The following is a 12,670-nucleotide window of genomic DNA, read 5'->3' on the forward strand; positions in this document are numbered from 1 at the left end:
CTACACCGGTGAAGCGCAAGAGAACGCTAACCTGTTTATGCTTGCAGAGATATGATGTCGGGACCACCGGTCTTGCAACACGGCTAAGCGACGAGGAGATGGTTCGGTGCAAAGGAAGCGCTGGACGCCGCGCTCCCCGTTTCGGACAGAGCCGGTGACTTGGACCACCTTGCCGCTGGGGTCTCACGGCCGGGTGCAGGGTCGCGCGCAACTCTCAACTTGGAAAGCAGCCACCGAGCACGGCATTTCGCCTTCACAGGCGTTCCGTTCGCAGACACGTGCCTCAGGGCTGGTGCGAAACATACGCCGTGCTCAGGGCTTACACGAGGCGGTTCTTGCGGGGATTGGCATGAGCCTTTCTGGCAGCGCGTCGAGGCCTCCGAGCGGGACCGATGACTAGAGTAGGTATCGACTTATCGCCGTTAAACTCGGAGCAGACGGAAGTTTGCTCCCGGTGTGGTCAAGCGATACCTGGAGTGTGCGAGGCGCAGAGTTTTGCGTTACTGGCACGGAGCGTTGCTGGCTGGATGGCACGATGATCCAAAAGGAGCGAAGGCAGTTGAACAGGCACCGTTCCGGAGGAAGCCTATTCCACGAGACGGTGGTGGGTCATGTGATGAGTAAACCAAATAGGTTGCGGAAAAGGTTTTCGAAGTTGTACGCTCGCGCAAAGCTCGAGGCGGCACGCCGTTTATGCAAGACACGATTTGGCATGAGGCTGCAAGAAGTTCACCGAGAGGAGTCGCGTAAGGCGTACCTAAGGTCGAAAGCGGACGCAGACACAATGTGGAAACGCGATCGCAAGCGTGAGTCGCTGGACATAATGAGGGAAGCGCTCTTAAAGTACCCGTCTGATAGTTCGGCTTGGTACACATATGGAATGAGGCTACTTGAGGTTGGGCGAGGTGACAGCGCTTTTGAGGCCTTAAAAAATAGCATTCATCTCGATCCGCTCAACTTCGATGCGCTGGAAGTCTTAATGGAAGTCGCACGGAAAAGAGATCCTCGCGGGGGGTACACGGCACAGGCTTTAAAGAGGTTGGACAAAAAAATACTGGCTCGACCCGAGCGGCACAGGGAAGCGTTAGACTTTGCTATTCCGGGAAGAAGGGTGGCGCTTCTGAAATTGCTGGCCGCGTCCCCTGACCCAGTTACGCGAGCGGTCGTCGCATTGGCGGACGCTGAACGATCCGGGATGCCGATACCCGAAGATGTGCACGAGTCGGGACTGCCCTCATTAATCTATGCTTTGGGACGTGGTCGCATAGCGGCAAGCACGCGTCAGATGGATGAGATGGATTCTACTCTCCTCCCAATCGCGTCCATTCGCCGGGCTGCGAGGAGGTCCCTGAATAAGAACGACGCTATGGGGGCGCACCGCCTGCTCGAGCACTACTTGCGCGGGGCACCTCACGACGGCTGGGCTCGCGCAAAGTATGCTGAGACCCGCACCGACGAACTGACTGTGCGAGAACTCACGACCATGGGCTACCCAGTCCCTACTCGCGAAGCGGAATCCGTTTCTGTCGAGTTTCGTGAGCGGGCTCTCTATCTCGTTCACAACTCGCTTCCATACCATTCAGCTGGTTACGCGACCAGAACTCAGGGCGTTCTCAACGCACTACGGGAGCGAGGATGGGATCTCCAGGCAATTACCCGCCTAGGTTATCCATTCGACATGGATGGGTTCAAGGAATTACACACCATCCCGCAGACTGATAGCATTGACGGCGTGCCCTATCGTCGTCTGCACCGTGTGCGTGCAGTCTTTCCCAGGCAACCTCTACAGAATTACGTGGAGCGTTATGCGTATGAGGTAGAACGCATTGCAAAAGCGCGAGGAGTATTCGCGATCCATGCAGCGTCTAATTATGTGAATGGACTTGCGGGGGTTATCGCTGCGAATCGTATAGGCATACCGAGCATCTATGAAGTGCGGGGGCTCTGGGAAATAACCCGTGGATCAAGGGACGCCTCGTGGATGAATTCACATGAGTTTCACTTCCACGCCCGAATGGAACTAGAAGCCGCTCGCCACTCGAGCAGCGTGATCACTATCACTGATGCTTTGGCTGCTGAGTTGGTCGAGCGGGGCGTGGATGAAGCGAAGATCCGAGTCGTGCCCAACGGCGTCGACGTAAGCAAATTTGACCCCGTACCGCGCAACGAGGCTCTCGCACGTGAACTTGGGCTCGCCGGGCGGACGGTGGTGGGATATGTCGGGTCGCTCCTCGATTACGAGGGCTTGGATCTGCTGATCCGCGCCTTCGCAGCGATACCAGACGTGGAGACTTTCGCTGGACTGCTCATCGTCGGCGACGGCCCGATGCGCTCTCATCTCCAGCGACTTGCGAGGGAACTCCGGTTAGAGAGCATTGTCCGGTTCCCTGGCCGCGTGGATCATGACCTCGTGAGCGAGTACTATTCCGTGATCGATATAGCGCCCTTCCCCAGGCTTCCGCTTCCGGTATGCGAGATGGTTTCACCCTTGAAACCACTTGAAGCGATGGCGATGCAGAAGGCCGTCATCGCGTCGGATGTGGCCGCCTTGGCAGAAATGGTACGCGAGGGGGAGACAGGTCGGTTACACGCGAAAGGCGACGTTGACTCTCTTTCGGGGGTTCTCAGCGACTTGCTTGCGAGTCCTCAGTTGCGAGAGGACTTGGCACGCAAAGGGCGCGAGTGGGTGAGAAATGAGCGAAGTTGGCCAAAGTTGGTTGAAGCCCTCCACGAACTGTACGTAACTAAGGGCGGAATACCAGACCACCCCCACGAATCGTAGGAGGTCCTCAGCGATCCATGTTGTATCGAGCCTTGGCTGAATGCAACGATCCGACGGTACTAAGGAGGAAAGCGCGGTGAGAGAAGCCGTAAGAGCAAATGGGCGACCGAATGCACGACGCTCAAGGCGTACTCTGGGGCCCCGGAACCGCGAGGGAGCCTTGGTCGGTCGCATTTTCATGGGGAAGAGACTGAATGGGGCGGAGTTCAGAAAAGATGGTTGATCCCCTGCCCTCCTCAGACCAGGGCGGATATGAACGAACCGGTAGTTGGGTGCCAGACGTGGTGGAATGTCTTCTTAAGGGGGAGCAAGTTGTACCACTCTTTGATCTACTTGAAGTCGAGGCAGCAATCGATCAACTCCCTAATACTCAGTTGAGGGACCTTTATAGACAGTTACGCGACCAGGGCTACCTTGAGCGGGCGTTAAAGGTCGCTGCAACGATCGACGCACGGAAGGGAAATGCCAACTCGAGTGAACGGCTGAGGGCGGAAGTGACCGTCCTTAGTGGATCTCTAGAGATAGATATTGAACCGCTCGATGCGCCCTTCGGTTCTAAGCATGGACGCGCACTAATGGTGGTCGGCAGCGCTCTGCCAGATACTGAATCTAGTTATACGAGACAGACGCACGAACTTGCGAGCATCGGACCCAGCATCGGGCTTGACATATCTGTAGTCACACAGATGGGAATCGGCGGAAGTGGTTCCTATGAGATTGAGGTTGCAAGGGGGGTCCAGTATCACAGAATTCCGGGACCTGTAAGAGGATCGATCCCGTTCGACCATTGGCTGAGAACGTTCGCTGTCCGGCTCGCCTCCGTAGTCCGGAAGGTTCGCCCTTCGGTTCTCATTGCGTCTTCTGACTTCGTCAACGGATATGCTGCATGCGCGGTTTCTGCCCAGTATTCGATTCCGATGATTTATGACGTGCGCGGGCTTTGGGAGGACTCTTGGCTGCGGCGCCAGCGGCAAAAGTATGGATGGTCGTCAAGTCAAGTACCGCAACGCTGGGGATGGCCCGACGTTTGGAAAATGAGGCGTGAGCGGGAATTCGAAGTGATGCGTTCTGCTCGGGTGACTGTGGTGCGATCTTCAGAGTTGGCTGACCAGATTATCGCGGAGGGCGCCGAAGAGGGTTCCGTACTCGTCGTACCGTCGGGCGGGGAGCCAGGAAGTTGGATCGATGCCTTTGGGCGTGCCGGTGCATTAGACCCGGATAGCGCAGCTTTAGCCAGAATTAGACTCTCGGGAGACGTATTCAAAAGGCATATCCGTTCGATGGAGCGCCGCCCACTCGGTCAAACTGAAACCTTTGGGAGCGCGGGTTCGGTTGCGAAAATTCGAGAGCATGGATGGAAACTCGGTTCCCTGGAACCCGTCAAGATCGATGTGCCATTTGATTGGGTCAACGCTTGCCGAGAGAATCGATCGCAGGCATTTCACTTGCACGCATGGGACTTTATGGCCCCTTTCCTGGAGTCATGGAGCACACATAGGGACCGAGATTCGCTCAATTGGTGCCTGGATCGCGCGGCCGATTGGGCTGCATTATTCAACGACGGGCGTAGCCACGGCACGATGGCGTGGTACGACATGGCTATCGGCCTACGTGCCCCGCGTCTGGCCTATTTGGTTCAAGAGGGTGTGCACGAGAACGCCGACGCCGACCTGCTGGATCGACTAAGTCAAGCTGTCGTTTTGCATCAAAGGGCGATACACGCACCGGGCGCATTCAATCCTGCCACGAATCACGGCTTCTACACTGCCGTGGGACAACTAAGTTTCTCATCTCGGCTTGCCGGTTTACCTGGTATGAATATTATTTATGATCAAGGCAGGAAGAGATTGCGCCTAGTGGTCGCGAAGCAGTTTGCTTCCGATGGCGGACATTTGGAACATTCGCCCGATTATCATCGAATGTTGTTGTCCTCGTTTCTGCGCGCGATGGATGACGGTCTCTTGACCGATCCCGAGGTTCTATCGCGCGTTAGAAAGGCCGAGGAGGTGATGGGCTGGTTTATCCAGCCTGACCGGTCAATCGTTCAAATCGGAGATTCTGCGGGGCACATTGCACAGCCTTCCGATCGTGCGATGAATGGAGCGTACGCTGCTTTCCTCGCCTCGAATGGAGACCAGGGGCGGGCCAATCCGGACGAACTGCTCGTCTTGCCAGAGACGGGATACGCGATCGTGCGCTCGCCACAACCCTTTGAGAAAGGCGAGCATCTCAAATCGGGCTATCTGACCCTAATGGCAGGGTTTCACTCCCGTGCTCACAAACACTGTGACGACTTATCGCTAACGTGGTTCGACAAGGGGCAGTCGATACTTATTGACGCCGGCAGATTTGGCTACCTTGATCAGTTACCCGCTGATTCCCCACAGCGTGGAGAGGGCTTCTTCTATGGTCGGCCTGAAAGGCAATATGTTGAACGCACCATTGCCCATAATACAGTTCAGATGGACGACCAAGAGCACGAGCGCCGGCTCCGCGCTCCTTACGGTTCGGGAATACTATCGGGCCAACGTAACGGCTTGGACTTTCGGATCGCGGGATGCGTAGACCACGCTACTTGGAAGCACCATCGGTCGGTCGTATATAGGCCCGGTGAGTGGCTCTTGGTGCGCGACGATGTCGTCAGTCAGGATGGCCAAGCGCATGATTTCACGGTTTGGTGGAATCTGCCTGAGTCTCTAACTGAGCCGAGGGTGCGAAGCGACCGTGTGAGTTTTCGAATGATTGGTGGCGAGATGCTTCGGGTGACTGCGCTGAACCATTCCGCCGTCATACCACCTGTAAAGGGACAGTCAGCACCATTGCGTGGCTGGCGTTCGATACACGACTACGAGTTCAGTCCAGCATGGTCGTTCGGACACCGTGTCCGGGCCACCAAGGCGCATTCGTTTCGCACGCTCCTAAGTCTCCGAGATATCTCGCGAGAGGAAACTGCCAAGATCTCCGGTTTGCTTGCCGATCCGGACTATCTCTGAGGTGCCATTGTGTGAGTGACTTACCTTCGAGGACTCCATTCTTGCCGAAACGTGAATTGGGCGGAATGCGAAGCAGGCTAAGCAGAGACGGTATGTCAAGGGCTCCCTGCGCGTACACTAGCCCGGAGCGCGCGGTATCAGAAGAGGCGTCTTACCGTTGTCTAATGTAGTCAGAGTTTCGACGTAGCGAACATCGATACGGAAATCCTCCGTTGCACCTATTGAGTCAAGGTTGATTCTGGCAACGTTAGCGGTTTTTGCCAGGACTAGGTCTAATGAAAGGACGCCGGGGGACGTATACGTGAACTGGAATCCCTCAACCGCGTCGTTCGACGAAATGCCTGAATAGAAACGTGGACCAAATACATGAGTTTGCCCCGATCGCCCGATGACTTTGTCCCGGGTGCGACCGATGACCTCCCTGAGCGTTGGCCTGGGCGGGCAGTGAGGGCAAGTTTCGGCCGCCCAAGTCGCGTAGTCGCCCGTCCTATACCAATTAGAGGCGCCGCGCGGTTACCTAGCCCAGTGGCGACTATCTCCCCCAAGACCCCGGCCGTTTCGATAGAGTTCCCACTTTCGTCTATAAGTTCCACGTACCCGTAGTCTTCGTCGATTCGCATCCCGGTGTCGTGCATGCAGTTGTTAGCCAGAGCGACGTGTTCGGACTGGCCGTAAAGGTTTACGTGTGGCACTCCAAATACCTCCGACAAGGCGGATCGCGTGGACGGCGTAAGGATCTCAGAAGAACTCGCTGTGGCACGAATAGAATTCGAAGGGCGCCATCGCCTCGTGCGGAGTGCTTCAGTGTAGATTCGAAGTGCGGATGGGTATCCGCGCAGAAGGTGGGGTTTAAAGTCAAGGATCCGCTCATGATGGGCTCGCAGTAACGATGGATTGTCATCTGGAAGATTCAACCAAAGCGTTCTAGTTGTCGCACGCCAGGGTTGACCATCCCTACTTACGGGGCGACCAACGAGTACACAGATTCGGTCGTCAGTTCCGATTCCGAAGTCCTTCCAAATTGCATCTACGTGCAGGCGTTCCCGTAGCGCATCTCGGTCGTCTCTGTATAGACGTAAGGGCTGCCCGGTTGTGCCGCTAGTTCGGCGGATGGTTAGCGACGAAGGTTCGATTTCGTCAGCGACGATGAGTTTATCCGCACGTATGAGGTCGGACCGGTCTAGCAGCGGGAAGGATTCCAAGCAATTGCTGTGTGAGCACCGTTGCTGTCTCTCTCTGTAGAACGGAACGTGAGTGAGGGCGTACAACGCGAACTCCTCAGCCTTAGCGCGGCTGCCTTGGTTTCGCCTGAGTGTGGATCTGGGGTACATGACTTCACTCTACCTACTGGACTCGACGCGACGTATAGTTGACGATACTTTCTACGTACGCTTTCGCCATTGGTGTGTATGCGACTTAGCCCTTCGGGTAAGGTTGCTGTTAGGTTCGAGTCGATCTGGGCGTAAGAAAGGATGAGTCGATGAATATCACGCTGGCGGTTGTTCCGCGTAGCAAGAAGGCCGAAACCCGGTTGGATGGCTTGACCTATACTGCCGAGCAGGAACTCCAACGGATATTCGGGCACGACTCGCCCGTTGTGACCCGGCACGCAGGGGTGTATTTATACAACTCGGACGCGGGGGGTCGAACGTGGCGCGTTCCCACGAATCTTACAGGAAACTGGGGCCATCTAGCGTTCACTATGCCGCCGGTGTCCGTGATTGACGACATAGACGCCAGCACCTGGGAGGCCTCGATCACCGGCACGATTGTCGATACCTTTCGCCCCGAGACGTTATCACCGAATTATTTCGGCGCGCTCGCCTCTGATGCCGAACTTGTTGTCTGGACCGATCATTTAGGGGTAGGGCGCTGCTATTTGGTCGAGAACGAGCACTTCATTGCGGTCTCAAATCATATTGGGATCTTAACGCTGTTTTCGGAAACTCCTGTGAGCGTAGACGAGGGGGCGGTGTCGGGTTTTGTTCATTTTGGGTGGTTCCCGAATGATTCGACTCCAATCTCGGGAATTAAGCGTGTTCCTCCCGCTACAGAGATCCGAGTATTGGGCGGGCGCGTCTTTCGTCGTGAGTATTTGAATCACGCGGAACTGTTCGGCGCGAATTCAGAAAGAGCCGACTTCGATCAGACAGTGCAGCAAATGATGACTGTGAACCGAAACCTCGATGCAATCGTAAATGGAACCCCAACTGTGTTCCTCAGCGGGGGGCAGGACTCCCGCATGACAACTGCCACTTGGCTGGCCGGCGGAGCCTCTGCAAGGGTTCTCACTTATGGAGACTTAGCCGGCGAGGCCGAGGTCGCGACCGAATTGATGCGGCTCTATGCGGTCGATCATGACCTAGAGCGTCAGGGCGTGAGGCATGAAGTGAAGGTAAAGGGAACATCGACCGTAACCATGCCGCTTTCTCAAAGGCTCAAGAATGCGTTTGATATGTGGGATGGGGATGCCCCGCCAGTGAAGATCAGAGGCAACGTTCGTCCACTGAATCCTCAGTCGTTTTCTGTGAGTGGCCTAGGTGGCGAAATTATCCACGGTCATTATTATGGAACGGAGCGTTTGCGCGATCGTATCAGATCTTCTCGATACCCGTTAGAGTATCTGAATCGGGTTTATCTCGCGAAGGCTGTCGTTACCGACGAAGCTGTGGGATATATGGCAAACTTTATGGAAGAAAAGATGGCGCAGTATCGGCAACTAAAGCTTGACTGGTATGGTCACCTCGACTATTTCTTCCTCGAGGAACGGATGCGCCGAGGTGCTCCGCAATCACTACATACTGTCGCGCCGATACCGTTATGCGTGCCGGAGTTTCAAAGAATGGCGTTTCGGCTCTCGGTCGGAGATAAGGTGGGTAGGGTCGGCTTGTCGGAGTTGGTTGCCCGCGCCATACCGCGATGGTCGGGGGTGGAAACCTACAAGCCGACGCTGGAGGAGGCGCATGCCACGCAAAAGACGGGCAATCGCTTATGGGCTCACAGATCCGGACTACTTCTTTGAGATTCTGTCGAGGCCTGTAAATTGGTCACGCTATATGGACTTCAACGTTATTTGGGAGAACTTGCGCCTCATTGAAGAAGGTCGCATGACGCAGATGTATGAGTCTCGATTTACCTACGCTATCTGGATTGACGCCCTTTATGGGCATGTGGAGGGGCTTGAGCGGCGTCGCTCCGCCGCGCTACAAACGCGGAAGTCGGATAGACCGGGTACGTTAAACATCCAAGCTTTAAAGTACGACCGGTCTAAGGGGTGACGGGCAAGCGCAGGCGAGAACGTTTGGTTTGTTGGATGCTGTCCGACGTTAGGAGCCTGTCCTTTCCGTCCGGGTGTTCCTGCCACAATGGATCGGACTGGGGCACCTCCGGCCGCCAAAACGATTTACCTGGAGCGGCTTCTTGCATGCCGCGGCGGACCTGAAGCGACTCTCGGATTCTCAAGTACCGAGACCTCACTTATGCGTTGCTCCTTGATGGCGTTCTTCAGTAAGCCGTCTGCCGTTTCTGACTCGCCGTTTGCGATTTTCCACGACCACCAACGATACTTCTGGGCGGTCTCGTACGCGGGGCCATCCATTATGATGCGGCCTTGATGAAGCCATATTGCGCGTGTGCATAGTTCCTCGACAGTCTTTGCAGCGTGAGATACCAAAAATACGGTTCCAGCCCGCTTCCGCAGTTCCGTCATACGCTGTTCGCTACGCTCCCGGAAAACTGAATCGCCAGTGGCTAGGGCTTCATCGATGAGGAGGATATCGGGCTCCGCCGCCGCGGCGATCGCGAATCTCAAGCGTGAGCCCATTCCTGAAGAATAAGTCTTCATTGGGAGGTGGATCGACTTACCGATTCCAGCCAATTCGATAACTTCGGGGAGCAATCGTTCAACCTCATGGGGCGTCTTACCCATGGCAAGGAGTCCGATCCGTACGTTCTCCGAGCCAGAGAGATCTGGAAGTAGCGCGGCGTTCACGCCAGCAGCACGGGCGTAGATCCAGCCAGTACCGTGCCACGGGTAGGGGGTTCCAGACCGGCGATGATGCGTAACAAAGTGCTCTTGCCTGAACCGTTCCGCCCGATGATCCCGATTGACTCACCAGATCGAGCCAGTAGCGAAACTCCGCTCAATGCCCGGACAAGCACCTCGGGTTTCGTACCGAGGATCCGTTGTGAGGCGGTCCGCAGCCGGGACCCCTTGGTTCGCTCGGTCCTATCGCTTGAGGGCACCCGGTACCTCATGTGGACATCTGACAACGCGACCGTGGCAGCGCCGACAGGAACCCTGGTACCGGTCTTGGCCCTCTGTGTTTCGCTACTCGCGGCCATAGCGTTCCTCAGCGCGCCAGAAGAAGATTAATCCGGCGACGGCGGCGCCCACCGCCCAGGCACCCAGAATAAGCCAGGACCGCCCTTCAGGGGACGTTCCGTAGAGCAGCAGGTCTCGTGACATGTCTAGTACGATGAATACGGGATTCATGCCGAGGAGGGCGAGAATTTGTGGATCGGAGACGAACCGGTCGAAACTAAACATCACGGCGGATCCATAGAACCACAAACGCTGCACGAACTGAAACAGGTGCCTGAAGTCTGGAATTTGGGCGACGATCCGTGCAGCGAAGAAGGCCACACCCAGGTTGAAGACCGTATGAAGAACAAACACAGCGGGGAAAAGGAACCATCGCCACGTGATGTCCGCGTGGGGTGGGCTCATATCTGCAGCATCCGGCGAAGGAATCAGCACGATGAGCAGGAGCATAGTCCCAATGACGGGGAGCATGTTCAGCGCTTCTCGGAGCACGATCGAGATCGGCAGGGAGGCGCGTGGGAAAGTGAAGCCGCGGATCATCGACTTGGACCCAGTAATAGCTGTCGCGCCATTCATGAGTGAGCGGGCAGTGAATTGGAAGAGGAACACACCGATAATCAGGTAACCGACGAACCGGTCAATGCCGCGCGAAGTCTGCAGGAGTAGGCCGAAGATGAGGAAGTATATGGCGCCATTGAGCATCGGTTGGAGAACGAGCCATGCATTCCCCAGGATCATCCCCCGGCCGGCGGAGAAGGCGCGTGCCCGGGAGTCTGCCCAGATGAAGTGGCCCCGACGCCAGAGATCCAAGAGATACCTTTTGAGTGTGGGACGTTTGCCCACGGGTTTGAGGAACCAACTCCCGATCACCTCTTGTCGGGGTCCGTCGCTCTGGAGGTCCTGGACGAACCGGGCGTTGCCCTGGACCTTCTGTGGGGAACGTTGGTCCGTGCTCATCGCGTCGCCTTCACCTCCTCGTAGATCTCCGCATGGGCTAAGCCAGCGGTCCGCCAGGTTCGGCCGCGGGCGAAGGAACGGCCTGCTATAGCGTAAGCCGTTGCCAAGTCGCGGTCGCACTGCAGCGCAGCAATCTGATCCGCCAGCGCGCGAACGTCACCGGGGTGGAATGTCGTTCCCGCACCTGGTGCGGAAACAATCTCGGCCAGAGCAGGGACGTCGCTGGCAATCACTGGCCGCTCCAGCGCCATGGCCTCCATCGGCTTCAACGGGGTAACTATCCGAGTCACCGGCAGATCGCGCCGCGGAGCGATGAAGGCGTCCAATCCCTGATACCAGGTGGATACGTGGTGCCGGGGCACTCGCCCGGGAAACCGGATCCAATCCTGCAGGCCGAGCCGGCGAGTTTGGGCGATCAAATCAGGCCGCGCCACACCGTCACCGACGATGGCGCCCCGCACATCCAGCCCTTCAGCGCGCAGGGCGGCAATCGCCTCGATGAGTGTGTCGAAGCCTTCGTAGTCCACCAGCGAACTGACCGAACCCACCCAGAAACCTTCAGTAGGAAGCCCGAGTGCCTCCCGGGCCTGATGGGGAGCAAGGTTCTGCTCCAGCAGCGCCGGATCGACCCCATTCGGGATTACCGTGACATCTCCGGCTACTCGACCACGGGCGATGATGTCCTGGCGGAGCGTTTCACTGATCGCGACCACGTGGTCGGCGGCCAGGATCATCTCCGTCTCCTTCTCGCGCAGCAATCGGTAGCGCTCGCTGGCCTCGGCTGCCGATTGAACCGAGGGATGACGAGAGGCCAACCAGGTCTTCTCCAATTGCCCGCGCACCTCGTAGATCCACGGAACACCGAGCGCAGCGGCCAACGCTTGCGTCACGAGGGCGTTGGTGTAGTTAGTGGTGGTGTGGAGCACCGTGGGCGCAAACGATTCCACGATAGGCAACGCCTGCCGGACCATCTGCTGCAACCGCGTGGCAGGCAAACCGGCAAGCCGCGGCGTCAGCAGGCGATGGTAGGTGATGCCCTCGACCTCGTCGGAATCGCGGGCGCCGGTGAGCCCCACGGTGACGGGGTAGCCAATGCGCGTTAGCCCTGCCACGGCAATCCCTGCCTGAGCCTGGGCCTTTAACACTTCATGACTGCGAAAGGCGTAACCGCTGGCCGTGTGCGGCACGGAGTTCGTCAACACATGCAACGCGCGGATGTTGCTCCCGGGTGTCGGGCGGGTTCTAGCGAGGGGGATATCCAGCGCAAAGCCTGGGGCCAGGGTCGCGCGCTCGGAAGCCAGGCGAGCGGCATACCGCTGCCCGGCTCGCCCGGCCGGCCGAGCCAGGCGGATCGCCTCGGTGATGTCGCCGTCGTTCCACGCCGCGCGCGCCCGGGTAAGTGGTCGTGCTGAGTCCAACCCACCAGGTGCCAAGGCCACAGCACCGAGTTGAACGGCCAGTTCAGCCATGACATGCCGAGGCAGTGACCGCTTCGGTGCCGTCGCCGCTGCCAAAGTGCGTGCGGCGTCGTCGACCCTTCCAGCGATGAAGTGGGCCAGCGCGAGCCGTACTCCCGCAGAAGCTCCCACCGCTAGTACGCGGGAGAGGGCGGGT

The 12,670-nt window shown here is 57.4% G+C and carries 7 protein-coding genes; 3 read left to right on the forward strand and 4 right to left on the reverse strand.

The window, feature by feature from the left end:
* The first annotated feature begins 712 nt into the window (after positions 1 to 712).
* From ACRRRO_RS11320 to ACRRRO_RS11330, 3 genes are all read left to right on the forward strand, one after another.
* Complete coding sequence (locus ACRRRO_RS11320) at positions 713 to 2,782, forward strand: glycosyltransferase (protein ID WP_434080273.1); 2,070 nt, start codon at positions 713 to 715, stop codon at positions 2,780 to 2,782.
* A gap of 215 nt (positions 2,783 to 2,997) precedes the next feature.
* Positions 2,998 to 5,775 carry a heparinase II/III domain-containing protein gene (locus ACRRRO_RS11325; protein WP_434080274.1) on the forward strand — a complete coding sequence of 926 codons (2,778 nt, stop codon included), beginning with the start codon at positions 2,998 to 3,000 and terminating at the stop codon, positions 5,773 to 5,775.
* A gap of 1,480 nt (positions 5,776 to 7,255) precedes the next feature.
* Positions 7,256 to 8,797 carry a hypothetical protein gene (locus tag ACRRRO_RS11330; RefSeq protein WP_434080275.1) on the forward strand — a complete coding sequence of 514 codons (1,542 nt, stop codon included), beginning with the start codon at positions 7,256 to 7,258 and terminating at the stop codon, positions 8,795 to 8,797.
* Positions 8,798 to 9,178: 381 nt separating this feature from the next.
* On the opposite strand, the gene ACRRRO_RS11335 is transcribed toward ACRRRO_RS11330, so the two are convergent.
* The 4 genes from ACRRRO_RS11335 to ACRRRO_RS11350 are packed head-to-tail and all read right to left on the reverse strand — an operon-like array spanning position 9,179 to position 12,525.
* Positions 9,179 to 9,766: an ABC transporter ATP-binding protein gene (locus ACRRRO_RS11335; RefSeq protein WP_434080276.1), complete on the reverse strand. Its 588-nt coding sequence runs from the start codon at positions 9,764 to 9,766 to the stop codon at positions 9,179 to 9,181.
* Positions 9,763 to 10,119 carry an ATP-binding cassette domain-containing protein gene (locus tag ACRRRO_RS11340; protein ID WP_434080277.1) on the reverse strand — a complete coding sequence of 119 codons (357 nt, stop codon included), beginning with the start codon at positions 10,117 to 10,119 and terminating at the stop codon, positions 9,763 to 9,765. Before ACRRRO_RS11340 ends, ACRRRO_RS11335 begins: the two co-directional genes overlap by 4 nt.
* Positions 10,106 to 11,056 (reverse strand): ABC transporter permease, encoded by a 951-nt coding sequence (locus ACRRRO_RS11345; protein ID WP_434080278.1) that lies wholly within the window; start codon positions 11,054 to 11,056, stop codon positions 10,106 to 10,108. Before ACRRRO_RS11345 ends, ACRRRO_RS11340 begins: the two co-directional genes overlap by 14 nt.
* Positions 11,053 to 12,525, reverse strand: coding sequence for a glycosyltransferase family 4 protein (locus tag ACRRRO_RS11350; protein ID WP_424798305.1), 1,473 nt, complete (start codon positions 12,523 to 12,525; stop codon positions 11,053 to 11,055). Before ACRRRO_RS11350 ends, ACRRRO_RS11345 begins: the two co-directional genes overlap by 4 nt.
* Positions 12,526 to 12,670 lie beyond the last annotated feature (145 nt).

The sequence above is a fragment of the Sanguibacter sp. Z1732 genome, from assembly GCF_051020515.1.
In the GTDB taxonomy this organism is placed as follows: domain Bacteria; phylum Actinomycetota; class Actinomycetes; order Actinomycetales; family Beutenbergiaceae; genus CALKWS01.

Bases quoted from the DNA above. Each gene is read 5' to 3' on its own strand.
- ACRRRO_RS11320 (WP_434080273.1), top strand. From the start codon at position 713: ATGAGGCTGCAAGAAGTTCACCGAGAGGAGTCGCGTAAGGCGTACCTA.
- ACRRRO_RS11325 (WP_434080274.1), top strand. From the start codon at position 2,998: ATGGTTGATCCCCTGCCCTCCTCAGACCAGGGCGGATATGAACGAACC.
- ACRRRO_RS11330 (WP_434080275.1), top strand. From the start codon at position 7,256: ATGAATATCACGCTGGCGGTTGTTCCGCGTAGCAAGAAGGCCGAAACC.
- ACRRRO_RS11340 (WP_434080277.1), bottom strand. From the start codon at position 10,119: ATGGCCGCGAGTAGCGAAACACAGAGGGCCAAGACCGGTACCAGGGTT.
- ACRRRO_RS11345 (WP_434080278.1), bottom strand. From the start codon at position 11,056: ATGAGCACGGACCAACGTTCCCCACAGAAGGTCCAGGGCAACGCCCGG.
- ACRRRO_RS11350 (WP_424798305.1), bottom strand. From the start codon at position 12,525: ATGGCTGAACTGGCCGTTCAACTCGGTGCTGTGGCCTTGGCACCTGGT.